Here is a 22367-nt window from a genome sequence, read left to right on the forward strand (position 1 = left end):
CGCTAAGGCGCGGCCGAAGCGATCCGATTAGGCGGATATGCGGCGTCTGGCGGTTGTCGTGATCGCGGGAATCGCCGTCCTGCCAGGCTGTGCCTCACCGGCGCCATCTGCCATGGCGACCGGTGAGGTGCAGGTCGGGACGTGCAAGGACAAGACGCTCGCGGAGGAGATGGCCGGGTTCAGCGACAGCGCACCGGCCGTGCCGTGCACGGAGCCGCACACGCTTGAGACCTACGGCACCGGCACGCTTCCGGACGCGGTCAAGGCGCTCGGGCCGGCGCGACCCGGCCCGGAGATCCTGGCGGGCGTGGCGGCCGAGGCCTGCTCCTACGACCCGATCCGGCCCTACCTCGGCGCCACCGCGCCGGACCAGACCTGGGGCATCGAGGTCTTCGTCAAATTCCCCACCCGGGCGGAATGGACGGCCGGCGTCCGTACCGTGCTGTGTGATCTCGCCGTGGGCACGGGCGGGCCGCCGCGCACAGTGCTGCCGCTGCGGGACGCGCTGCGATACACCGACTCGGCGCGGCTGCGGATGTGCCGCGCGGGCGACACCATGGTGACCTGCGATCTGCCGCACGACGGGGAGCGGGCCGGCGACGTCGACGCCTCCGGGGCGGACCCGGACCGCACGGCCCGCTGCGAGGACGCCGCCCGTGCCTACGCCGGCGGCCCGGTCCCCGCCGCGGTGACGCTGCGCGGCGGCACTGCCGAGTGCTGGATCACCGGCGAGACCACGACCACCGGCACGGTACGCGCCGGTCTGGTGGCCAGGTGAGCGAGCGTTTCACCTCCACCGGCAGGCATGCGGGGCACCGGAGCGAGATGATCCACCTCGACCCGCCACCGCCCGCGAGGCCCCGGCGCGTGCAGAACCGGGCCACCCCCGGCTGGCTGCTCTTTCCGGTGCTCGCCGCGGCCGCGGCCACGGTGCTGCTGGCGCGCCTGTTCCTCGGCGGCCCGATCGGGCTCTCTGACCAGGGCGACGGCAACCGCCTACTGTGCAGTCTGGGCCTGCGGCAGGGCAACCCCTACAACTCCTCGACGACCGACTACCTCTACCTCATCTGGTACGACCACACCTGGTATGGCGAGGACTGCGGCGCGACCGGCACCGGCGAGACCTACCACTCGACGCAGCTGTGGCTCGCCTGGCTCGCGAAGGCCCTCACACACGCGCTCACCGCCACGCAGGGCCTGGACCTGCGCATTCTGGGCGTCGTCTGCGCGCTGCTGACCGGGCTCGCGATCGCGGGCGTGGCGATGGCGGTCCCGCGAGGCCGCGTGGTGGTGGCCGGCGCGCTCACCCTGATCATGGCGGACGGCACGTTCGCCGGGTACCTGATCTCCGCCTACAGCGAGCCGGCCGGCTTCGTGGGCCTGCTTGCGCTTGTCGCGGCCGTCCTGCTCTACCTGCGGAAACCGCGCTTGTGGGGACTGCTGCTGGTGGCGTGCGCGGCCGCGTTCACGATGGGTGCGAAGACACAGACGGTTTCGTTGCTCGCCTCTGTCGTACCCCTGCTGCTTCTGGTGGGTGGGGTTCCGCTCGTCGCCCGGATTGTCGTATCGCTGGCGCTGACCATCGGCGCCGTGACCTTCCTGGGCGCGCAGCCGGAGCGCTTCACCGTGCAGAACGACTACGCGGCCGTCTTCGTCGAGATGCTGCCGCACAGCCCGGACGCCGCCGCCGACCTGCGCAGACTCGGGTTGCCGGAGCGCTGGACGTCGTCCGCCGGGCTGCCTGTCAACGCGGAGGGCAGCGCCGCCCACGACCCCGAGTTCTACACGTTCACCGCGCACGCCGGGCTTGCCGACCGGCTGGGCGTCTACGCGGCGAGCCCCGGGCGGCTGTTCGGCATGTTCGGGCGCGGTCTGGACGGCATGGGTGAGCTGCGTGCCACCTACGTCTTCTCCTATCCGGAATCGGCCGGGCGCGGGCCGGAGGCGACCGAATGCCGCGTCTGCGTGGTGCAGACGGTCTGGAAGGGCACGATCGGCAGGGCGTCCGCGCTGCTCGTGCTCGCGGTGCTGGCCTGCGCCGGGATCTGCGCGTTCACCGCGTTCTCCGCGGACCGGCGGCGTCGTGCGACCGGCGGCACCGGCCTGTTCCTGGTGTCCGCCGTGATCGCCCAGTTCTGGACCGTCATGCTTACCGAGGGCGCTTCCGACCTGATCAAACACCTGGTCTTCGCGAACCTGCTCTGCCTGCTGCTCTTCGTGATCACCGGCGCCGCCGTCGCCACCCTCCGCGACCACTCCGGCCCTGTGCACTGGTCGGACACCGAGGCAGGAGATGCGCTCTGACCAGGGCCCGGCGTCATGGGCGCTGCACGCGGCTTGGGCGAGCCGGCTCAGCGCACGTGGAAGTGACCGACCCGGGTCCGGGTCTCGCTCCTGACCCTGGGACGCCAGCCCACTGCCACGCCTGCGCCATGGATGACGCGCAGTGAGGCCGGGCCGCCACGCACCGCCGGACGGCGGGCCGCTGAGGCCGCGTGGGCGGCGATCATGCTCGGTGGCAGGAGCGCATCGATGTCGGTCAGATCCCGTACCAGCGCGGTGACGACGTGGCGCAGCTGCTGGCGCGCCGCCTCTGTGTCCGGGGCGCTCAGTGACGTGTCGCGGCAGATCGCCAGGGCATCCCGGATCTCTTGCTGCGCCAGCAGGTACGCCATGTCGACCGGGCAGCCGGTGAGTCGGTGCCGGATCACGGTGCGCTGGACATTTCCGTCACCGATCGAGACACCGTGACAGCCGGTGATCTCGACTTTCATGCCATCGGTGCCCTGCGCAGTAGCGGGCCGGGCGGGTGGCGGCGCGAAACTCCAGAACGTCCAGCGCCGCTCCTCATCCACGTAATCGATCAGCGAAGCGATCTCGATCACCGGACGCTTGATCTCGCAGTCATGCACGACGATGAGCGTCGCGTCCGCGCCGTACATCACCGCCCGTGAGTCCTCGACCGTTACCGCGCCGACCGGGCTTTTTGGCATCCGCCCGTCGATGCGGCCGTCCGGCGCCGGTAGCACGATCACCTCGGGTGCACCGCGCTTCGTGATGACCGCAAGTGCCGCTTCCAGGAGCGTGATCCGCTCCTCCGCGGATGACCAGGGTCGCTCTATGACGTGTGCCGCCGGAAGAAGTTCCTTCAGCACCGTTCCGATCGTGCGCAGGCGGCCGTCCAGGTCACCGAGGTCGAGGCTTCGCAGGTCGCGAATCGTGTCGCGGTGACTCGGCAGCCAGCGCAGGGCGTCGATGCCCTCGGTGAGGCGGTCGATCCGGTCGATCAGATCGCGCTGCTCCCTGATCTCCAGAAGCTCGGACTCCCACGCCTCGCGGGTGAACGTGGTCAGGGGCAGATCGCAGATCTCGGATTGGGGCGACCACGGCTCCTCGAGCCCCGGAACGTCAGAGATACGGGGGAGGCCGGGCTCCTGCGCCTCCTGCACGGCAGTCCGTTCCGGAGGGAAGCCGGGGTGTTCGAGTGGCGCGGCGCTCTCCCCGGCCGGCTCGCCGCCGCCTCCATCACCCTCGGCAGGGCCGGGCTCATCGTCCAGGTCCCGAGGTTCGCCGGCCTCGGGCTCGTCGGCTACCACACCGTTGTGGCCCAGACTGGTGAAGATGGACCGGTCGGGCCACTCGTCATCGCCTTCCCGCATCTCAGGCTTACTGAATTCGCTCGGTTCGGATCGTTCGAGCATCGAAGACCTCCCCCACCGAGGATTGCAGAAAGTGTCTACATTGCAACCCTCGGTGGTGGAAGGTTAGTGGACCAGCGAGACCACGCCGGCGTCCAGGTCGTAGCGGGCGCCGACCACCGCCGTCGTCCCGGCCTCGACGCGCTCGCGGACGATCTCGCTCTGCGCCACGATCGCCGCGGCCTGAGCCTTGATGTTCGCCTGGACCGCCCGCTCGACGCCGTCGGCAGCGGACGCGTACGGCGCGACGATCGGGCGGAGCGTCTCGACGATTGTGGCGATGTGGCCGGGCGCGGTGGCGCCGGTGTTGATCGCGTTGATGGTGGCGCTGACGGCACCGCAGCGCTCGTGGCCGAGCACGACGATCAGCGGCGGCGCGAACTCCTCCACCGCGTACTCGATGCTGCCCAGCAGCAGGTCGTCGACGATGTTGCCGGCCACGCGGTCGTCGAAGAGGTCCCCGATGCCCTCGTCGAACAGCAGCTCAGGCGAGACGCGTGAGTCGGCGCAGCCCAGCAGCACGGCCCACGGGTGCTGACCCGCGGCGACCTCGTGCAGGCGGTCGAGCGTCTGGTGCGGGTGGCGCGAGTGCCCGGTGGTGAAGCGGCGGTTGCCGGCGAGCAGGCGGCGCACGGCGGCGGTCGGCGTGGTCGGTGCCGGCTCGTCCTTGGCGGCGGCGTGCGCGGCGGCCGGGAGGGCGAGCACACCGGCCGCGACACCACCGGCGGCGAGTAGCGAGCGACGGCCTATGGCAGGGATCGGCATCGAATTCTCCTGGTCTACCGGTTGTAAGACACAAGCATTCTTTGCCTGGATCTTCACCGGTGTCAGCCCCGGAGTCCTGCGACACCGACCACAGTGCAGGCGGTCATCGAGACCGCACGGGTGGCTACCGAAGAGATGTGGACCGGCCGATGTGGACTGTGGGTCAATCCCGCCGCGCCATGATCAGGGTCCACACCCCGACCGCGAGCACCACGCCGACCACGAACTCGCCCACCAGCAGCAGGCCGCTGAGCAGCCAACTCCGCTCAACGCCGCCGAGCAGCACCTCGACCACGGTCACGGTCACGAACACGCTGCCGATAAGCAAAATCAGGGGTACCGGGCGCTGCGGCTTCGGGTCGGCGCTCATCGGCCCACGATATCGCCCCCGGCGCAGTCGATCTCCACGGGAAGGTGACGCACCCTGACCAAGCCCTCACGATCAAAAGCCCCATATGGTACGGATGGGCGCGCACCCCCCGGCCGTGTCACAGGCCCTCTCGCGCTCCCGGCCCGCGGCGGCTACCGTCACCCCATGCTCGGAACGGTCTTCACCCTGGTCATCGTGGGTCTGGCGGCACTGATGCTGCTGGCCTTCCGGTGGCACTGGGGGGTGACCGACCGCGCCCTCGACCGCGCCGAGGCCGACCTGGCCCGCCTCGACCGCGCCGCCCTCCGCCGCCGACTGCACGGCGACCCGGACCCGTATTCGCAGCACCCCGGCCCCGGCGCTCACTGACCGGAGTCGTTCGGGGCGCTCAGGGGAGCAGGCCGAGCAGGCGGGCCAGCGCCGGGGACGGGTCGTCGGCGCGCCACATCGCGGCGGACGTGATCGGCCGGTCCGCGTCGGTGAGCGGGACGTACGCGAGGCCGTCCGTGCGGAGCAACCGGGCCGACTCCTGGACGAGTGCGGCACCGAGCCCGGCCGTGACGAGCGTGAGCTGGGTGCCGAGTTCACCGGCGTGCCGGACCGCGCGCGGCGTGACTCCGGCCCGCGCGCACATCGCGACCAGATCGTCGTGCCAGGCCGCGCAGACGTCCCGGCGCAGCAGCACAAGCGTCTCGTCGGCGAGGTCGGTGAGGCGGAGCCGGTCCCGGGCGGCCAGCGGGTGGGCGGCGGGCAGCGCGACCAGGAACCGCTCGGTCGACAGCGTGCGGGTCCGCAGGTCCGGCTGCCCATGGGTGACATCGCCGAGCGTGCTGAGGAACGCGATGTCCACCAGGTCGTCACGCAGCGGCTGGCCGAGCGTGCCCATCTGCAGCTCACGCAGGCTCAACTCCACGTCCGGCGCGGCCTTCTCGAACGCGGCGAGCGCGGCCAGGAACGGCGGCGACGACGCGGTGGGGTGGTAGCCGACCCGCAGCCGGCCGAGTTCGCCGCGCCGGACCCGGTCCGCGACCGCCTCGGCCGCGCGCGCCTGATCGAGCGTGCGCCGCGCCTCCACCAGGAACAGCCGTCCGGCGTCGCTGAGCGCGGTCCGGCGGCGTTCGCGAATCAGTAGCGTGACGCCGAGCGCCGCCTCCAGCCGCAGAATCTGCTGGGAGAGCGCGGGCTGGGCCAGATGCAGCCGGGCCGCCGCGCGCGCGAAGTGCAACTCCTCCGCGACCGCGACGAACGCCTCCAGGTGCCGCAGCTCGAACTTCATGCACGCACGTTATCAAGCCATCCAATAACAGTCTTTGATGTTATGACTGCGGCTTTCTACGGTCGACGGCATGGACATCAGCTCTCTCCACGGCCGCGTCGCGGTCGTCACGGGTTCGACAAGCGGCATCGGGGCCGTCATCGCCCGCACGCTCGCGGCGGCCGGCGCGGCCGTCACCGTCACCGGCCGGGACGCGGCGGCCGGCGAGGCAGTGGCGAAAGGGCTGCCACGCGCCGTGTTCGTCCCGGGTGACCTGACAGACGCGGACGTCCGTCGCCGGATCGTGGACACGACGCTCGACACCTTCGGCCGGCTCGACATCCTGGTCAACAACGCGGCCGTGCACAACCGCGGCCCGGTGACCGAGGACGACTTCGACCGGGTGGTGGCGCTCAACTACCGCGCCGCGTTCTTCCTCACCGAGACCGCGATGCCGGCGCTCACCGCGTCCGGCGCGGGCCGGGTCGTCAACGTCAGCTCGATCGGCACGATCAAGTCCTATGCCGGCGGCGCGGTCTACAACTCGTCCAAGGCCGCGCTCGACAGCCTGACCCGCTCCTGGGCTTTGGAGCAAGGGCCCGCGGGGGTACGGGTGAACGCCGTCAACCCCGGCCTCGTGCTGGACGGCCCGATGTCCGAGCCCAAACGCGCCCTTCTCGACGTCGAGCGGCACGTGCTCCCGTCGATCCCGGCGCGGCGGCTGGCGACGGCGGCGGACGTGGCCGCGGTCGTCACGTTCCTCGCCGGCCCCGGCGCCGACTTCCTCAACGGCGTCATCCTCCCGCTCGACGGCGGCATGACGGCCTGACCCCGCCCCCGCCCCCTGATCGCCTGAGCCGGTCGTCAGGCGCGGGACCACCAGTCGAACGGGCGGGGTCCGGGGCGGAAGCCGTGGGCCTCGGCCATCGCGGCCGCGTCGGGGAAGCCGCGGGCGAGATCCTCGGGACGGTGGGCGTCGCTGCCGAACGTGACCGCGTCGCCGCCCTCCTGGTGCCACCAGCCGACGATGACCGGGTCGAGCGGAAGCCGGGTGTTGATCTCCAGGGCGCGGCCGGAGCCGGCCAGCGTGCGCAGCGCCACCCGGAACTCGTCCTCGAACGCGTACGGGTCGAACGGGCCCTGGTCGACCGGCCAGCGGCGGGCCGGGTAGTCGATGTGGGTGAGCGCCTCGAACGCGTCCGACCCGAGGATCAGCCGCGGCAGTTCGGTCAGGTAGTCGCGGACCACGTCCGCGGCCGGGCGGAGCAGGTACGCGGAACCGGCCTCCGCGATGCCGTCCGGCACCGGCAGTGAGTGCAGTGAGCCGAGCACGCGCTCGAAGCGGCCGCCGGCCAGGATCTTCGCGACCGGCTCGGCGTGCCAGTGCGGCTCGCCGAGTTCGAGGCCGGTGAGGATGCGCAGGCCGGGGAAGAGGTCGCGGCAGCGGTCGACGGACTCCAGGTAGCCGTCGACGTCAAGCGGCGGCGCGGTGAAGTCCAGCCAGGCGGTGTGGTCGAGGTGCTCGGTGAACGCGAGCGCGGGCAGGCCGATCTCGACCGCGCGGGCGCAGGTGAGCTCCATCGACGCGCCGCCGTTACGCCGGGCGTCCCAGGAGAACTCGCTGTGCACATGGCTGTCCGCGGGTATCACGGTGATCTCCTCGTTCCGGTGCGCCGCCGTGGGGGAGCGGTCCAGCACCAGGCTCCATGATCGGCCCCGTGCCTGGCCAGCCCTGCCGGGGTGGTAGACGCCCGCGGGGTTGTGACAGTGACCACCCGCGGATCCGAGGCCGCGGGAGCATGCGGGTCCGGGCCACGGCGGGAGCGGGACAGCGCCCTGGTCCGGCTCTTGTTGTGGAGAGAGCCGGACCGGCGCGCGGGTCAGGACAGGCGGCTGGCCGGGATCGACCACTCGGCGCGGCTGCGGCCGAGGAAGCTGAGCGCCCAGCGCAGCATCGCTGTGGTGCGGTTGCGGCCGCGCTGCAGGTAGAAGACGTGCACGCCGAGCCACATCAGCCAGCCGAGCGGGCCGCCGAGGTTGAGCGGGCCGATCGCCGCGACCGCGTTGAAGCGGGACACGACCGCCATGTTGCCCTTGTCGAAGTAGGCGAACGGCTTGTCCGTGGACCTGCCGGCCAGGCGGCGCGCGATGGTCCGGCCGGCGTAGGTGCCGCCCTGCATGGCGACCTGGGCGACGCCGGGGAGCTTGTCGCGCGTCATCGACTCGCCGACCACGAAGATCTCCGGGTGGCCGGCGATTGTCAGGTCGGGCTGGACCAGGATGCGCCCGCCGCGGTCGGTCTCGGCGCCGGTGACCTCCGCGACGCGGCGGCCGAGCGCGGTGCCGGAGACGCCGGCGGCCCAGATCTTGGTGGCGGCGTCGATGTGCTCTACGCCGTCCACGGTCTCGATCTTCACGCCGGTGGTGTCGACGTCGACGACCTTGGCGCCGAGCCGGATCTCCACGCCCATCTTCCGGAGGCGCTTCGCCGCGCTTGCCGAGTTCGGCGCGCGGAACGTGGGGAGCACCCGGTCGACCGCGTCGATAAGCACGATCCGGGCCGTCGCCGGGTCGATGTTGCGGAACGTGCCGCGAAGCGTACGGGTGGCTATCTCGGAGATCGAGCCGGCCAGCTCCACGCCGGTCGGGCCGGCACCGACGATTACGAAGGTGAGCTTTCGCGCGGCCTCCTCCGGGTCGGTGGCCAGCTCGGCGGCCTCGAACGCGCCGAAGACGCGGCCGCGCAGGTCGAGCGCGTCGTCGAGCGTCTTCATGCCGGGGGCGTGCTCCGCGAAGCCGTCGTTGCCGAAGTACGACTGGTTGGAGCCGGCCGCGACGATGAGCGTGTCGTAGCCGACCGTGTAGTCGCCCTCGGGGCCGGAGGCGGTAACCGTCTTGGCGGCCGGATCCACGTCGGTGACCCAGCCGAGCCGCACCTCGGCGTTCTTCTGCCGGCCGAGCAGGTCCCGCACGGGTGTGGCGACCTCGCCGGGGGACAGGACACCCGTCGCGACCTGGTAGATCAGCGGCTCGAACACGTGGTGGTTGGTCCCGTTGATCACGGTGACCTGGACCGGTGCCTTGCGCAGCGCACGCGCCGCGTTGAGTCCGCCGAAACCGGCGCCGACGATGACGACCCTGTGTGCGGTGTTCTGTGTCATTCTCCACGCTCCCGTTCCATCCTGATCAACGGACGGTCGGGGACCGGAAGTCCCGTTTCCGGCTGAGTCCATGGTCACCGGGAGGATCTCCCGGCATCCGTCACGAACGAGCCTTCTACCTGGTCCCGCGTGCACCCTGAGAACGGGTTGCGCAGTCCGTCGTCAGGGGTGTGCAGCGAGGACGCTAACTGATCAACAAATCAGGGGCGGAGGCGGTACCGCCGGCGCGGCGAACGACCACGCCGGCGGTGCGGGGGTCAGCAGGGTGTTTCGATGAAATCCTGGTAGCTGGTACGCCGTCCCCACGAGTCGGTGTCGCCCTCGCAGTAGGTACGGATGCCGCCGACAAGCGTGGTGTGCGCGGAGTCGGAGTAGAAGTAGAGGTCACAGGTGTAGCCGAGCTGGCACACGCGCGCCTGGGCGGGCGAGCCCGGCACCGCGAGGAACGCGGCGACGGCCAGGACGGCGGCGATCAGGGTGCGTCGGAGAAGCATGCGGGTGGCCTTTCCGTAGGGGGTGCCCGCAGCTTTGCCCCACAGTGGACAGTCAGCAATCGGTCGCGGTCGCTTCTCACCCCATCCGGGAACCCAGAGCAACGCGACGAATACCGTCAGTGGGGGACGGGCGGGGAAACCCCGCCCGTCCCGCACCAAATCATCGGCTAGCGGACCAGGTCGCGTAGTCAAGCGCGCCGAGCCGGGCCGTGCCGGGCGCCGGGACCAGGCCGTCGTCCGGCAGCGCCGCGCCGAAGTAGCCCACGGCCGGGTCCTCGACCACTGTGCGCGGGTCGTCCGCGTCCGCAAGCACCCGCGCCACGATCTCCGCGAACCGGAACACCTCCGGGCCCGCCACCTGCACCGTCTCGTTCGCGGCCGGGCCGGTCGCGGCGTCCGCCACCGCGGCCACCACGTCGTCCACCGCGACCGGCTGGAACTGCGCCGGCGGGATGTGCACCTCCGTGCCCACTGTCGAGTTCTGCGCGATCCCGGCGATGAACTCGAAGAACTGCGTGGCCCGCACGATCGTGTACGGCACGCCGGACTCCTTGATCAGCGCCTCCTGCGCGGTCTTCGCCCGCAGGTAGCCGGAGTCCGGCATCCGGTCCGTGCCGACGATGGAGAGCGCGACGTGGTGGCCGACGCCCGCCTTCTGCCCCGCTGCCAGCAGATTCGTGGTCGAGGTGGTGAAGAAGTCACGCACCTCCTGATCGCCCCAGGCCGGGGCGTTCGTCACGTCCACCACCACGTCCGCGCCCTCGAACGCGGCCTCCAGACCCTCGCCGGTGATGCTGTTCACGCCGGTCCCCGGCGACGCTGCCACGGTCTCGTGGCCCTCGGCGCCGAGCCGGCTCACCAGCCGCGAACCGATCTGCCCGGTACCGCCGATAACTACGATCTTCACTGTTGTCCCTCTCGTCAGCGGAGTGTCCGTAGGTGAGGACCGGGTGGGTGGCCGTTCTGTGACAGGCGCTCGAATATGATCGGCCGATGCCGGATCCGCTGAGTGACTTCCTCGGCACCCGCGACCGGCTGTTCGGGATCGGCTACCGGATGCTCGGCAGCGTCGCGGAGGCGGAGGACCTGGTCCAGGAGACCTGGGTGCGCTGGCAGCGCGTCGATCACGACACGGTGCGGGACCCGGTCGGCTTCCTTGTCACCACGATCACCCGGCTGGCGATCAACGAGGCCACGTCCGCGCGGGCGCGCCGGGAGACGTACCCGGGGCCGTGGCTGCCGGAGCCGGTCGCCACCGGACCCGACCCCGCTCTCGGTGCCGAACGCGCGGAGGCGATCGAGCTGGCCGTGCTCCTGTTGCTGGAACGGCTCGGTCCCCGCGAACGGGCCGCGTACGTGCTCCGGGAGGCGTTCGACTACCCGTACCGCCGGATCTCCGAGATCGTCGAGGTCAGTGAGGCGAACGCGCGGCAGCTCGTCACGCGCGCCCGCACCCATCTGGCCGAGCACCGCCGCACGCCCGCCGACCCGGAGACGCACCGGCGGCTGCTTGAGGCGTTCCTGGCCGCGGCCCGGGACGGCGACGTGCGGCGGCTGGAGGCGGTACTTGCCGGCGACGCGGTCTTCCGCTCGGACGGCGGCGGGCTGGTCAGCGCCGCGACCCGCCCGGTCACCCGGCACCTGCCGGACTTCATCGCCGGGCTCGGCCGCAAGCTCGGCAAGATCGCCGCGACCTGGTCGATCGTGACCGTGAACGGGGGCCCGGCGATCCTTGTGACATCCGCGGACGGGCCACGGATGCTGATCGCCGTCGAGGTCGCGGACGGCCGCGTGCACGAGGTGCTTGCCGTCCGCAACCCGGAGAAGCTCACCGCGTTCGCCTGATCTCCCACCAGGCCGCTGCCAGGCCCACGGTCAGCAGGACGCCGCCGACGACCGCGAGATAGGCGCCGTAGGTGTCGGTCCGCGGCGTCACCCACAGCGCGGCCAGCCACCAGCTCACGTGGAACCCGCCGTGCACCGCCACCGCGGGCCAGACCGAGCCGGTCCGCAGCCGGAAAACGGTCGCCAGCAGCGCGAACCCGATCGGCAGCAGCAGGAACAGCGCCTGCTCGCCGAACGAGGTGGCACCCGACCCGGAGAGCAGGTGCGGCGCGCCGAAGACCAGCACGGACAGCGCTGTCACACCCCAGATCGGCAGGCGGCCGAGCGCGGACTGCACCAGATAGCCGCGGAACAGCACCTCCTCCGGAATGCCCTGGAGCAGGAACGCCTGGGTGAGCATGGTGAGCACCACCCATCCGGAGATGCCCGGCTGACTGACCGCCCGGGTGGTCAGTCCACACACGACAGCAAGCACCGTGCCGGCCGCGGTGCACGCGGCGATCACGGCCAGCGCGGCCAGACTGGCGCCGAGCGCGGGCCGTCCCAGCCCGAGCGCGGACACCGGCCGCCGGTCTATGCCGCGGACCAGCGCTGTCGCCAGCCCGATCCCGGCCGCGGTGGAGCAGAGATGGACCGCGACGGTCTGACCGGTGCCGTCCGGGAGCAGCAACGCGACGACGCCGGAGAGCGCCGCCACGAACATCGCGATCAGGGTGAGCAGCGCGCGGACCGGAAGCGGGAGCCGCGGCCGTACCTCTGTCTCTGTCGTCGTCATGCCACGAAACGCTATTGACGCGCGGGATCCGGCACATCGCGCCACGGTCATGGCCACGACCATGACCTCGGTCATGGTGCACAGTCATCCTCAGGCGGGTCGACCCGTACCCCCGGCGCTTCTAGGGTTGTGTTCGTGAACAAGGACCGGCCGTGGCTGATCAGCATGTTCTTCTGGGGCTGCCTCGCATCGCTGATCGTGCTGCACATCGCGGCCTGGGACCAGAACGCCGGCGTCCGTGCGCTGCTGGCCGTGCTGATGTGCGCGATCGCGCTGGTCTGGCCCACGCTGCGATGGCGGCGCGGCGCCGGGCGGTGGGCGGCCACGGCCGGCTTCCTGCTGCTGGCGCTGCTGATCGGCGTGGTGGAAGGCTCCCAGGTCAGCTTCTTCCTGCTGCTTGTCGCGCTCTGCAATCTCACGCTCGTGTTCGGCCTGCGGGCCGGCGCGGTCACGACTGCGGTGCTCGTGGGGCTCCAGTTCACCGCGCAGCTGACCATCGGCCACCGATCGCCCGTGCAGTCCGTCTACGAGGCACTGGGCATCGCGCTGAACGGCGTGTTCGTGATGGCGCTGGCCACCGCCGTGGGCGAGGCGCGCGCCGCCCGCGACCACGCCGACCTGCTCCACGAGGAGCTGACCCAGGCCCATCAAGAGCTTCGGGGGTACGCCGAGCGCGCGCACGAACTGGCAGTGGCCGAGGAGCGCGTGCGGATGGCCCGCGAGCTGCACGACTCGGTCGGCCACCACCTCACGGTCGTCAAGGTCGGCCTGGAGAACGCGGAACGGTGGCGCGACCGCGAGCCGGACGCGGCCTGGCAGGACGTACGCCAGGCCAAGACGCTCACCGGTGACGCGCTTCAGGAGATCCGCCGGGTGGTCCGCGCGCTGCGGCCGCCGCAGCTGGAGGGCCGCCGCGGCAGCGAGGCGCTGCGCGAGCTGGCCCGCACGTTCGACGGCACCGGGCTGGAGGTGTCGATCGAGGTCGACGGGGCGGAACGGCCGCTTGACGCCGCGCGGGAGATCGTGCTGTTCCGCGCGGTGCAGGAGAGCCTGACGAACGCGTTGCGCCACTCGGGTGCGGGCCGGGTGGTGGTGCGCCTCGGGTTCACGCCCGATGCCGTCTCGCTGAGCGTCACCGATGACGGGCGCGGTGCGGAGGGAGCGGCGCACGGGTTCGGGCTGACCGCGCTGGCCGGCCGGGTCCGTGACGCCGGGGGTGTGCTGCACGCGGGCGACGCCGGTGGCGGCTTCCAGGTCCGGATCGAGTTGCCGTCCCCGGATCTCAGCGGTGCGCCGGATCTCAGCATTGCGCCGGATCCTGCCGGGCTCGCGGGTGCTTCGAGGAATGGGGAGAACCGGGCATGAGCGCACCGATCCGCGTGGTCCTCGTCGATGATCAGGATCTGATGCGCCGCGGCCTGTCCCGACTGCTTGAGCTGGAGCCGGGCATCGAGGTGGTCGGCGAGGCCGCGTCCGGGGCGGCCGCGCTCGACGTCTTCGCCCGTGTCGCCGCGGACGTGGCGCTTGTCGACGCGCGCATGCCCGGCATGGCCGGCGTCGAGCTGATCGCCCGGCTGGTCACCGACTTCCCGGAGGTGCACGCGGTGCTGCTGACCACGTTCGACGAGGACGAGTTCGTCTTCGGGAGCCTCCGGGCCGGCGCCCGCGGCTTCCTGCTCAAGGACGCGTCGCCGGAGACGCTGGTCGCCGCGATCCGTTCCGCGGCCCGCGGCGGCACGGTCATCGACGCGCAGGTCGCCGGCCGGGTGGTGGCCCGCCTCGACACCGCCCCGCGCGATCCCTCCCCGGCCGTGCTCTCCGCGCGCGAGGAGGAGGTCGCCCGCCTCGTCGCTACCGGCGCCTCGAACCAGGAGATCGCCCGCGCGCTGTTCCTGACCGAGGGGACTGTCAAGAACCACGTCTCCGCCGCACTCCGCAAACTGTCCCTGCGCGACCGTACCCAGCTCGCACTCGCCTTCAGCCACTTTGTATAGCGTCGTGAGATGACGCGCCGCGTTCCGGGCGCCGACGTGGGCGTAACCGCCGGGCGCGCCGGATGCTCGGCCCAGAACCGGCACACCAGTCCGCTGATCGTTTATCAAACGCCGACCCCACGGTGATCTCATCGGTGCGGGCCCGGCATGTCCGCCGCGCCCGCTGTGACGAGGAGACTGACCCATGAGCACCGAGACGCTTGCCGCGCTGGTCGACGGCCCGGTTCTGACGCCGGGCGACGCCGGCTACGAGGAGGAGACCGCGACCTGGAACCTGGCGATGATCGGCCGCCCGGTGGCCGCTGTCGGCGCCACGTCCACCGAGGACGTGCGGGCCGCGATCCGGTACGCCGCCGAGCGTGACCTGCCGATCGCGGTCACCGCGACCGGGCACGGCCAGGCCCGGCCCGCGGACGGCGCGCTGCTGATCAACCTGCGCCGGCTGAACGGGATCAGCATCGACGCGCAGGCCCGGACGGCCACGGTCGGCGCGGCCGTCGAGGTGCAGGACCTGGTCGACGAGGCCGCGAAGCACGGGCTGGCACCGCTGGCCGGCTCGTCGCCGAACGTCGGCGTGGTCGGCTACACGCTCGGCGGCGGGCTCAGCTCGACGCTCGGCCGCACCTACGGCTGGGCCGCGGACCACGTGCGGGCCGCGGAGATCGTCACCGCGGACGGCGTGCTGCGGCGGATCGACGCGGAGACCGAGCCGGACCTGTTTTGGGCGATCCGCGGCGGCAAGGGCAACTTCGGCGTGGTCACCTCGCTGACTGTCGGCCTGGTGCCGGTCACCCGGATGTACGCCGGCGGCATCTTCTTCGACGGCGCCGACGCCCGCCCGGTGTTCGACGCGTTCCGCCGCCTGGTCGCGGACGCTCCGGACGCGCTGACCGCATCCGTGGCGCTGTTCCGCTTCCCGCCGCTGCCGTTCGTGCCGGAGCCGTTGCGGGGCAGGCTCACCGTGCACCTGCGCTACACCTACCTGGGCTCGGCCGAGGACGGCGCCGCGCTGGTCAAGGACGCGCGCGCGGCCGGCACGCCGATCATCGACGCGGTGGGGGAAATGCCGTACACCGGCTTCGCCGCCATCCACGCGGACCCGGTCGACCCTATCCCCGCTTACGAGCAGGGCGCGCTGCTTCACGACTTCCCGGCCGAGGCCGTGGACGCGCTGTTCGACGCGGCCGGGCCGGGCGTGGACACACCCGTGCTGGCGTTCGAGATCCGGCAGCTCGGCGGCGCGCTCTCCCGCGAGCCCGAGGTGCCGAACGCGGTCGGCCACCGCGGCGCACGCTTCTCGATCTTCGCCGGGACCGCTGGTGAGCCGGGCATGGAGGAGCTGTTCCGCGAGCCGCTGTTCGGCCCGGTCCGGGCGCTGGCCCCCTGGGCCACCGGAGGGCGGCAGATCAACTTCCTGAGTGGGTACGAGACGGAGGCGGCCGACGTCGCCACCGCCTACGAGCCGGTCACCTGGGAGCGCCTGCGCCGGATCAAGTCCGTCTACGACCCGCGCAACCTCTTCCGGGTGAACTACAACATCCCGCCGCAGGCCTGAGTCGCTGCGGGAGGCTGCATAGCCTCCCGCAGAGCCCCCTTTCAATATGCACAATTCACATGTTTGGTGTTCTGACTTCGAGGTTTGTCGATTAGAAAGACGGCGACCCCGTTGTTACAGGTAAGGGAGCACAAACATGTACCGCACCCTCCGCCCGCCCGTACCCCGGCGGCTGTCAGTCCGTGTGCGACTCGCCGCGGCCGGCGGCGCCCTCGCGATCGTCGCCGCCGGCCTGGTCTCCGTTCTCACCGCCGCGCCCGCGCAGGCCGCCGTGTCCCAGCCGCTGCGCACCATGGTGGCGAACCTGCCGGTCGCCACCGAGGTCCGCACCGGCTACGACCGCGACCTGTTCAACCACTGGATCGACGCGGACGGCGACGGCTGCAACACCCGCTACGAGGTGCTGATCGCCGAGGCCACCACCACGCCGTCCGTCGGCTCCGGCTGCACGCTCTCCGGCGGCCGGTGGGCGTCCTACTACGACGGTGCGACCTGGACCGACCCGGCCGACCTGGACATCGACCACATGGTCCCGCTGGCCGAGGCCTGGGACTCCGGCGCCCGGAACTGGACCTCGGCACAGCGCCAGTCGTTCGCGAACGACCTCGGCGACGCGCGCACGCTCGCCGCCGTCACCGACAACGTCAACCAGTCCAAGAGCGATCAGGACCCGGCCGAGTGGATGCCGTCGGTCGCCTCCGTGGCCTGCCGCTACATCACCGAGTTCACGGCCGTGAAGGTCCGCTGGGGCCTGACCGTGGACACCGCCGAGAAGAGCAAACTCACCTCCGTCGCCGCCGGCTGCACCAACAGCACGGTCACCGTCGACGTGGTCCTCGGCGGCGGCGGTGGCACCACGCCCACCGCGACCGCGACCCCGACCGGCACCGGCGGCGCGTGCGCCGGCACCAACGGCACCGACGTCTCCATCCCGGACGCCGGCGCGGCAGTGACCAGCACCATCACCATCTCCGGCTGTGCCCGCGCGGCCTCCAGCTCCTCGACCGTCTACGTCAACATCACCCACCCGTTCCGCGGCGACGTCTCGATTTACCTCTACGCCCCGGACGGCACCTACTACGTGCTGAAGTCCGCCTCGACGACGGACAGCGCCGCCAACATCATCACCACCTACACCGCCAACCTCTCCGCCGAAACCGCCAACGGCGCCTGGAAACTCTCCCTCAAGGACAACGCCTCCGGCGACACCGGCACCCTCACCACCTGGACCCTGACGGTCTGACCACGGCCCGGCCCGGACGGCGCCGCCCAGCGTGCGTTCGCCGTCCGGGCCCGGCCGGCCGTAAGCAGAGCGGTGACGACACAGCAACCGCCGGAGCTGCCCTCAACGGCGGGTGTAGACAAGTCGAACCTTGCCGTCCTGCACGGAGTAGTCCGCCAGCCTCAGGTCGAGTGGCGGATGTCCACCGGCAAAGAGCGGCCGGCCGCACACCGATCTGCCCTGCCGATGCCCGCATGACGGGCTTGGACCGTGGGGGTCCGACAGGACCGCCACCCGCGGACGTCCGTGCCTGCCATTGACGACGCACACCAATCGGGGTTTTCCGGGCCACCCGCGGATCGGGCGGCCCGCGGGAGCACGCGGGGCTGGGGCACCGCGGGAGTGGGAAAATCAGCATTTATCCGCGGATAGCGGCGGTGCTCATCATGTCGTTGAGCTCGGGGGCGGGCAGCGGGCGGGCGAAAAGGTAGCCCTGGCCGTGGGTGCAGCCGAGGAGTTGCAGCTCGGTGGCCTGCGCGGGGGTCTCGATGCCTTCGGCGACGGTACGGAGGCGGAGGACCTGGCTCAGGCGGATCACGGCCTCGACGACTGCGGCGCCCTCGGGCGTGCTGTCGAGCTGGGAGACGAAGCTGCGGTCGATTTTGAGCACGTCGACCGGGAGGCGGGTCAGGTACTGCAGCGAGGAGTAGCCGGTGCCGAAGTCGTCGACGGCGATGCGGACGCCGTGGGAGCGCAGGGAGGCGAGGGCCGGGACCGCGGCGTGCTCGTCGACGATCGCGGACTCGGTGATCTCCAGGACCAGGTCGGAGGCGGGCAGGCCGGTCCGGGACAGGACCTCGAGGACGTCCGCGACGAGCGTCGGCTCCTGGAGTTGGCGCGGTGAGACGTTGACGCTTGCGTAGATCGCGGTGCCGGGGGAGCGCAGCTGCCAGGCGCGGACCTGGCGGCAGGCCTCCTCGAGCACCCACAGGCCGAGCCGGATGATCACGCCGGTACGTTCCGCGACCGGGATGAACTCGAGCGGCGAGACCGGGCCGAGCTGTGGATGGGTCCAGCGGACAAGCGCCTCCGCACCGACCGGGCGGCCGTCGGTGAGGTCGACAAGCGGCTGGTAGAGCACCTGCAGCTGCCCGTCCCGCAGCGCGTCCTCGAGGTGGTCGGCAAGTGCGCCGTCCCGAGCCCGGCGGTCGGTCATCGACGGCTCGTAGAGCCTCCACAGGTGCTTGCCGGCGCGTTTCGCCTCGTACATGGCCAGGTCCGCGCGGTGCTGCAGCTCGTGCGGGTCCTCGTCCGGCCCGGCGATCGCCACGCCGACGCTGGCCCGGGCCGGGATGCTGTCCGCGCCGATCCGGATCGGGCCGGTGGCGAACGCGGCCAGGATGCGCGCGGCCACGCCCGTCGCGTCCGCGTGCTCGCCGACGCCGGTCAGCAGCACCGCGAACTCGTCGCCGCCGACCCGCGCGGCCACGTCCGAGGATCTGATGTGCGCGCGCAACGTCCGCGCCACCTCGATCAGCATCACGTTTCCGGTGTCGTGCCCGTAGCGGTCGTTTACCTGCTTGAAGTCGTCCAGGTCCACGATCAGCATGGCGGTCCGCTCCCGCCGTCCGGCCGCGCGCCGCAGCCCCGCGTGCAGCCCGGCCAGGTTCGCCAGCCCGGTGAGCGTGTCCGTGACCGTCAGCTCCCGGGTGTCCCGCAGCGAGATCACCTGCCGGACCAGCAGCGCCCCGATGATCGCGGTCTGCGCGAGCACCAGCCCGCCCCAGAGCGTGAACTCCTGCCCCTGGATCGTGCCCACGAGCATCAGCGTGTTCCCGGCCGCGACGCTCACGTAGGGCAGGTAGGCAGACCAGGACGGCGACTGCGCCGCGGCCGGGGGCGGGCGCCGGCGTCCGGAGCCGGCCGAGTCCGCGCGCATCGCCGCCAGCGTCATCACCAGCGACGCCAGGGTCAGGCCCGCCACCACGGCCGGCGAGTGCGCCGCCTGCTCACCGCGCGCGCCGATCGACGCCCACAGCGTGTCCGCGATCGCGTAGAACAGCACACCGCCGAGGAGCGTGGTGATCGGATCGCCGAGCCGGGTCACGCCGCCGCGCAGCAGGACGGAGAAGACCGACACCGCGAGCAGCAGGTTCCCCACCGGGTAGCCGATGAGCTGCAGCCACAGCGAGGGCGGGACGCCGCTCAGCGTCGGATACACCGCGAAGTACCAGACAAGCATGAACGCGCCGTTGAACACCGCCCAGGTCTCCGCCGCGAACGCCCACAACTGCCGCCCCTCAAGCCGCCGCGCCGAGATCGACAGCACGCTTGCGGCGAGACAGGCGAACATGCCGAGCCCGCTGCACACGCCAAGCCACCAGGCGACGGCACTGCCGTTCACCGCGTTCACCGTCAGCGCGACGGTGGTGCTGACGGAGAGCGCCCGCCCGGCCGCGGCCAGGCGCCAGGTGAGACGGGCCCGGTGCCGCGCGGCCCGCAGCGCGTAGACCGCGCCGAGGCTGTCCAGCGTGACCAGGGTGAGGCCGAAGATCCCGCTGCGCGCGGCGGGCAGGGCGAGCGCGGCGACCAGCCCTCCGATAACGATGACCGACACTACGACCGGCGCCCCCACGCCCGTCCGTCGTCCCACCGCCGCCCCCTCGTCCTCACGGATACCCATCGCCTATTCGGCCGGGCGGCACGCCATTCAAGCGTTAAGAGCCATTCAAAACCGATCGCGAGGGTACGGCGGGGAGTGCGCGATTCGTCCGTTACGGCCCACGACCGTACCGCCGGAAAGGTCTTCATGGCGCAGGCTGCCGGGTCAGGCCTCCGGGGGTCGCCCGAATGGCGGACTTCGCGTGTCTTTTTGACGGTTCGCCTGTTGGGCCACACTGCGGGCCGTGCGGCCCGTACTATCAGCGCAGGCCTGAATTGCCAGCCAGGGGGTCTGGATCCCCCATGTCGCAAACAGGCCAGTGAGAGCCGCTCGTGCCCTCACGCAACAGAGGGACGTGGACTTATGCCGCACGAGGCACTTGTGGAGACCGAGGTGCAGGACCTCAGCGGGATGACGGTGTCCGAGATTCTGCGGCAGGACCCGGCCCGTTTCGCCCTGACGGTGAAAAACCTCGTCCGCCGCATCGACAAGCCCGGGCGCAGTATCAGCGGATACAACCCGCAGAGGCTCGACGGCTGACCCTCGGGTCCTCCTTCCGGCGGGTTGCCATCGCCCCGCGCCTGCCCAAAAATCGCGGTTAGCCGTTTCCGTCCTCGATGTCGCCCTCCCCGTGGCTGCGCATCGGCCTCGAATCGTTGACGCTGCCGTGGGAAGCCGTCATGTGTGCGTCGAGACCGAGGATGTCTGTTGTCTGCCGAGATCGCTGAATTCCCCGCCCATGTGCTGCCGGCGGACGACCTCCGCGCCCTGGCCCGAGGTGAGGGCGGCGCCGACGCGGTGCGGCGGTTCGCCTTCACCGAGCGGAGTTGGCGGCTGATCGCTCTGCGCCACCTGGTCTCCGCGCTGGAGGGCACGCCCGCGACCGGCCCGCTGTCCCCGATCGAGGACGCGCTCCAGGTGCTCACCGACGCGGAGACGCGGGATGAGGCCGCCGTCACCGACGTGCTGATGTATCCGCAGGCCGGTATCTGGATCGCGCACATGCTCCGTCGTCTGCAGGGCGTGGTGACCGACGACGCTCCTCTGTGGGTGGACACCGGATATCTGCACACGCTTGCGGCAACGGCCGCGATCCGGGCCGGTGCGCAGTTCACGCTGCGGGTGCCGGTCCGGTCCGGCGCGGTGGTCCTGCCCGGCCTCGGCCTGGCCTGGTTCCCGGGGATCGACGGTGCGGCCGCGGAGGTCCGGTGCATCGGCGGCGCCACCGAGATCGCCGTCGACGGTCATGGCAGCCCCGTCGCGGTCGGCGGGGCCGGTTGGCGCCCGTTGCCCCGCTGTCATGCGGAGTCCGGCGGGCGGCGGATCGGATTCGCGCTCGACGACGTCGACCCGTACCGGGACCTGCGGGGCTATTCGGTTCCGGCGCCCCTGGAGCCCGCGGACGTCGCGCGCTGGCAGTCGTTGCTCGACGACGCCTGGTCCATCCTGGCCGGCCAGGACCGGGCCGTCGCGGACTCGGTCGCGGCCGCGATCGCCTCACTGACCCCGCTGCCCGCCGCCGAGCCGTACCGTCCGCTAAGCGCGTCCTGCGACGAGGCCTTCGCGGCCGTCCAGGCCTCGATGCCGGACGACGCCGAGCAACTCGCGGTCACGCTCGTGCACGAGACCCAGCACGTGAAACTCGGCGCGCTCACCCACCTCGTCTCCTTCGTACGGGACACCGGCGGCCCGCTGTGCTGGGCGCCGTGGCGGGACGATCCGCGGCCGCTGCGTGGTCTGCTGCAGGGGCTCTACGCGTTCGTCGGCATCACCGGTTACTGGCGGCACCGTACGGGTCCGGCGGCGGAGTTCGAGTTCGCGCTCTGGCGCCTCCAGCTCAGGCGGGTGCTGTCCGGGCTGGCCGGCGACGACCGCCTCTCCGCCGAGGGTCACAGCCTGGTCGGCGGGCTGGCGTCCACCGTGCGTTCCTGGGGCGCCGGCCCGGTCTCAGCACCCGTGCAGCGCCTCGCCGAGCTGTTCGCCGCCGATCACAGTGGACAGTGGCGGGCGCTGCACATCGCCGCGGACGAGGCCTGGGTGTCGGCCGCGGCGGACGCCTGGGCCACGGGTGAGCCGTGCCCGGCGGCGGACGGGGTGCCCGTGCCCGCGCCGGTGACCGACACCGGCGCCCGGTGGCTCGACGGTCGCGCGGTGCTCGCCCGGATGTGGCTCGGTGACCCGGAGGAGTTCGCGATCGTGGCGAAGGCCCCCGCGGCGGTGGCCGGCCGGGTTCCCGGCACGCTTCCGCCCGACCTGGCATTGATCTCCGGTGACGTGGCCGGTGCGCGGGACGGCTACGTCCGCCACCTGTCGCATCGACGCGACGACCACCGGGCGTGGGTCGGACTGGGGCTCGCGCTCGGCGTGCTCGGAGAGCCTGCCGGACTTCTGGCGGATCGGCCAGAATTGGTACGGGCGGTCGCCCGGCGGGTCGATAACGCGGATCCGCTTCGTCTTGTCGCCTGGACGGCCGTCACGCGCGTCTCTTGTTGATTGTTCTTCGACAGGTACTATCGGTAATCCGGGCCCCCGGTATGTTTGTGCGTGCCTGGGAGGCGATTGCGGTGCATC

The 22367-nt window shown here is 71.6% G+C and carries 21 protein-coding genes; 11 read left to right on the forward strand and 10 right to left on the reverse strand.

What is annotated here, in order from left to right; all coding sequences use genetic code 11:
• The first annotated feature begins 112 nt into the window (after positions 1-112).
• Both ACIA8K_RS17860 and ACIA8K_RS17865 read left to right on the forward strand, forming a co-directional pair.
• Positions 113-778 (forward strand): septum formation family protein, encoded by a 666-nt coding sequence (locus ACIA8K_RS17860; RefSeq protein ID WP_396060085.1) that lies wholly within the window; start codon positions 113-115, stop codon positions 776-778.
• Positions 775-2304, forward strand: a complete 1530-nt coding sequence (locus ACIA8K_RS17865) for a hypothetical protein (protein WP_396060087.1) — start codon at positions 775-777, stop codon at positions 2302-2304. The genes ACIA8K_RS17860 and ACIA8K_RS17865 overlap by 4 nt, the downstream gene beginning before the upstream one ends.
• Before the next feature lie 47 nt (positions 2305-2351).
• Here the strand turns inward: ACIA8K_RS17865 and ACIA8K_RS17870 are convergent, their stop codons facing one another.
• The 3 genes from ACIA8K_RS17870 to ACIA8K_RS17880 all read right to left on the reverse strand — a co-directional run bounded on the left by ACIA8K_RS17870 (position 2352) and on the right by ACIA8K_RS17880 (position 4833).
• Positions 2352-3659, reverse strand: a complete 1308-nt coding sequence (locus tag ACIA8K_RS17870; RefSeq protein WP_396060089.1) for a hypothetical protein — start codon at positions 3657-3659, stop codon at positions 2352-2354.
• A gap of 105 nt (positions 3660-3764) precedes the next feature.
• Positions 3765-4463 carry a carbonic anhydrase gene (locus ACIA8K_RS17875; protein WP_396060091.1) on the reverse strand — a complete coding sequence of 233 codons (699 nt, stop codon included), beginning with the start codon at positions 4461-4463 and terminating at the stop codon, positions 3765-3767.
• Between the two features lie 163 nt (positions 4464-4626).
• Entirely contained in the window at positions 4627-4833 is a 207-nt protein-coding gene (locus ACIA8K_RS17880) for a hypothetical protein (RefSeq protein ID WP_396060093.1), read from the reverse strand.
• 165 nt (positions 4834-4998) lie between these two features.
• Here ACIA8K_RS17880 and ACIA8K_RS17885 point away from each other — a divergent pair, with 165 nt between their 5' ends.
• Positions 4999-5202, forward strand: coding sequence for a hypothetical protein (locus tag ACIA8K_RS17885; RefSeq protein ID WP_396060095.1), 204 nt, complete (start codon positions 4999-5001; stop codon positions 5200-5202).
• A 19-nt stretch (positions 5203-5221) separates the two neighbouring features.
• Here the strand turns inward: ACIA8K_RS17885 and ACIA8K_RS17890 are convergent, their stop codons facing one another.
• Complete coding sequence (locus ACIA8K_RS17890; RefSeq protein WP_396060097.1) at positions 5222-6109, reverse strand: LysR substrate-binding domain-containing protein; 888 nt, start codon at positions 6107-6109, stop codon at positions 5222-5224.
• A gap of 70 nt (positions 6110-6179) precedes the next feature.
• Between ACIA8K_RS17890 and ACIA8K_RS17895 the strand changes: the two genes are divergently transcribed.
• Positions 6180-6917 carry an SDR family NAD(P)-dependent oxidoreductase gene (locus tag ACIA8K_RS17895; RefSeq protein WP_396060099.1) on the forward strand — a complete coding sequence of 246 codons (738 nt, stop codon included), beginning with the start codon at positions 6180-6182 and terminating at the stop codon, positions 6915-6917.
• Between the two features lie 35 nt (positions 6918-6952).
• Here the strand turns inward: ACIA8K_RS17895 and ACIA8K_RS17900 are convergent, their stop codons facing one another.
• The 4 genes from ACIA8K_RS17900 to ACIA8K_RS17915 form a co-directional block, all read right to left on the reverse strand.
• On the reverse strand, positions 6953-7786 hold the full coding sequence (locus tag ACIA8K_RS17900; protein ID WP_396060101.1) for a PHP domain-containing protein: 834 nt from the start codon (positions 7784-7786) through the stop codon (positions 6953-6955).
• Between the two features lie 182 nt (positions 7787-7968).
• Complete coding sequence (locus ACIA8K_RS17905) at positions 7969-9249, reverse strand: NAD(P)/FAD-dependent oxidoreductase (protein ID WP_396060103.1); 1281 nt, start codon at positions 9247-9249, stop codon at positions 7969-7971.
• A gap of 257 nt (positions 9250-9506) precedes the next feature.
• Positions 9507-9743 (reverse strand): DUF6289 family protein, encoded by a 237-nt coding sequence (locus ACIA8K_RS17910; protein ID WP_396060105.1) that lies wholly within the window; start codon positions 9741-9743, stop codon positions 9507-9509.
• A 160-nt stretch (positions 9744-9903) separates the two neighbouring features.
• Entirely contained in the window at positions 9904-10650 is a 747-nt protein-coding gene (locus ACIA8K_RS17915; RefSeq protein WP_396060107.1) for an SDR family oxidoreductase, read from the reverse strand.
• Positions 10651-10736: 86 nt separating this feature from the next.
• Between ACIA8K_RS17915 and sigJ the strand changes: the two genes are divergently transcribed.
• Complete coding sequence (sigJ, locus tag ACIA8K_RS17920) at positions 10737-11588, forward strand: RNA polymerase sigma factor SigJ (RefSeq protein WP_396060109.1); 852 nt, start codon at positions 10737-10739, stop codon at positions 11586-11588.
• Here sigJ and ACIA8K_RS17925 read toward each other — a convergent pair.
• Positions 11572-12363, reverse strand: coding sequence for a lysostaphin resistance A-like protein (locus ACIA8K_RS17925; RefSeq protein ID WP_396060111.1), 792 nt, complete (start codon positions 12361-12363; stop codon positions 11572-11574). The two genes, sigJ and ACIA8K_RS17925, sit on opposite strands and share 17 nt — an antisense overlap.
• Before the next feature lie 135 nt (positions 12364-12498).
• Between ACIA8K_RS17925 and ACIA8K_RS17930 the strand changes: the two genes are divergently transcribed.
• From ACIA8K_RS17930 to ACIA8K_RS17945, 4 genes are all read left to right on the forward strand, one after another.
• Complete coding sequence (locus ACIA8K_RS17930) at positions 12499-13728, forward strand: sensor histidine kinase (protein WP_396060113.1); 1230 nt, start codon at positions 12499-12501, stop codon at positions 13726-13728.
• Positions 13725-14357 carry a response regulator gene (locus ACIA8K_RS17935; RefSeq protein WP_396060115.1) on the forward strand — a complete coding sequence of 211 codons (633 nt, stop codon included), beginning with the start codon at positions 13725-13727 and terminating at the stop codon, positions 14355-14357. The genes ACIA8K_RS17930 and ACIA8K_RS17935 overlap by 4 nt, the downstream gene beginning before the upstream one ends.
• A gap of 184 nt (positions 14358-14541) precedes the next feature.
• Positions 14542-15912: an FAD-binding oxidoreductase gene (locus tag ACIA8K_RS17940; RefSeq protein ID WP_396060117.1), complete on the forward strand. Its 1371-nt coding sequence runs from the start codon at positions 14542-14544 to the stop codon at positions 15910-15912.
• A gap of 136 nt (positions 15913-16048) precedes the next feature.
• Complete coding sequence (locus tag ACIA8K_RS17945) at positions 16049-17155, forward strand: proprotein convertase P-domain-containing protein (RefSeq protein WP_396060119.1); 1107 nt, start codon at positions 16049-16051, stop codon at positions 17153-17155.
• Positions 17156-17552: 397 nt separating this feature from the next.
• Here the strand turns inward: ACIA8K_RS17945 and ACIA8K_RS17950 are convergent, their stop codons facing one another.
• Positions 17553-19787, reverse strand: a complete 2235-nt coding sequence (locus ACIA8K_RS17950; RefSeq protein ID WP_396060121.1) for a putative bifunctional diguanylate cyclase/phosphodiesterase — start codon at positions 19785-19787, stop codon at positions 17553-17555.
• Positions 19788-20177: 390 nt separating this feature from the next.
• Between ACIA8K_RS17950 and ACIA8K_RS17955 the strand changes: the two genes are divergently transcribed.
• Both ACIA8K_RS17955 and ACIA8K_RS17960 read left to right on the forward strand, forming a co-directional pair.
• Complete coding sequence (locus ACIA8K_RS17955) at positions 20178-20336, forward strand: hypothetical protein (RefSeq protein WP_396060123.1); 159 nt, start codon at positions 20178-20180, stop codon at positions 20334-20336.
• A 168-nt stretch (positions 20337-20504) separates the two neighbouring features.
• Positions 20505-22289, forward strand: a complete 1785-nt coding sequence (locus ACIA8K_RS17960) for an HEXXH motif domain-containing protein (protein ID WP_396060125.1) — start codon at positions 20505-20507, stop codon at positions 22287-22289.
• Positions 22290-22367 lie beyond the last annotated feature (78 nt).

The organism is Catenuloplanes sp. NPDC051500 (assembly GCF_044454585.1).
Lineage (GTDB): Bacteria > Actinomycetota > Actinomycetes > Mycobacteriales > Micromonosporaceae > Catenuloplanes.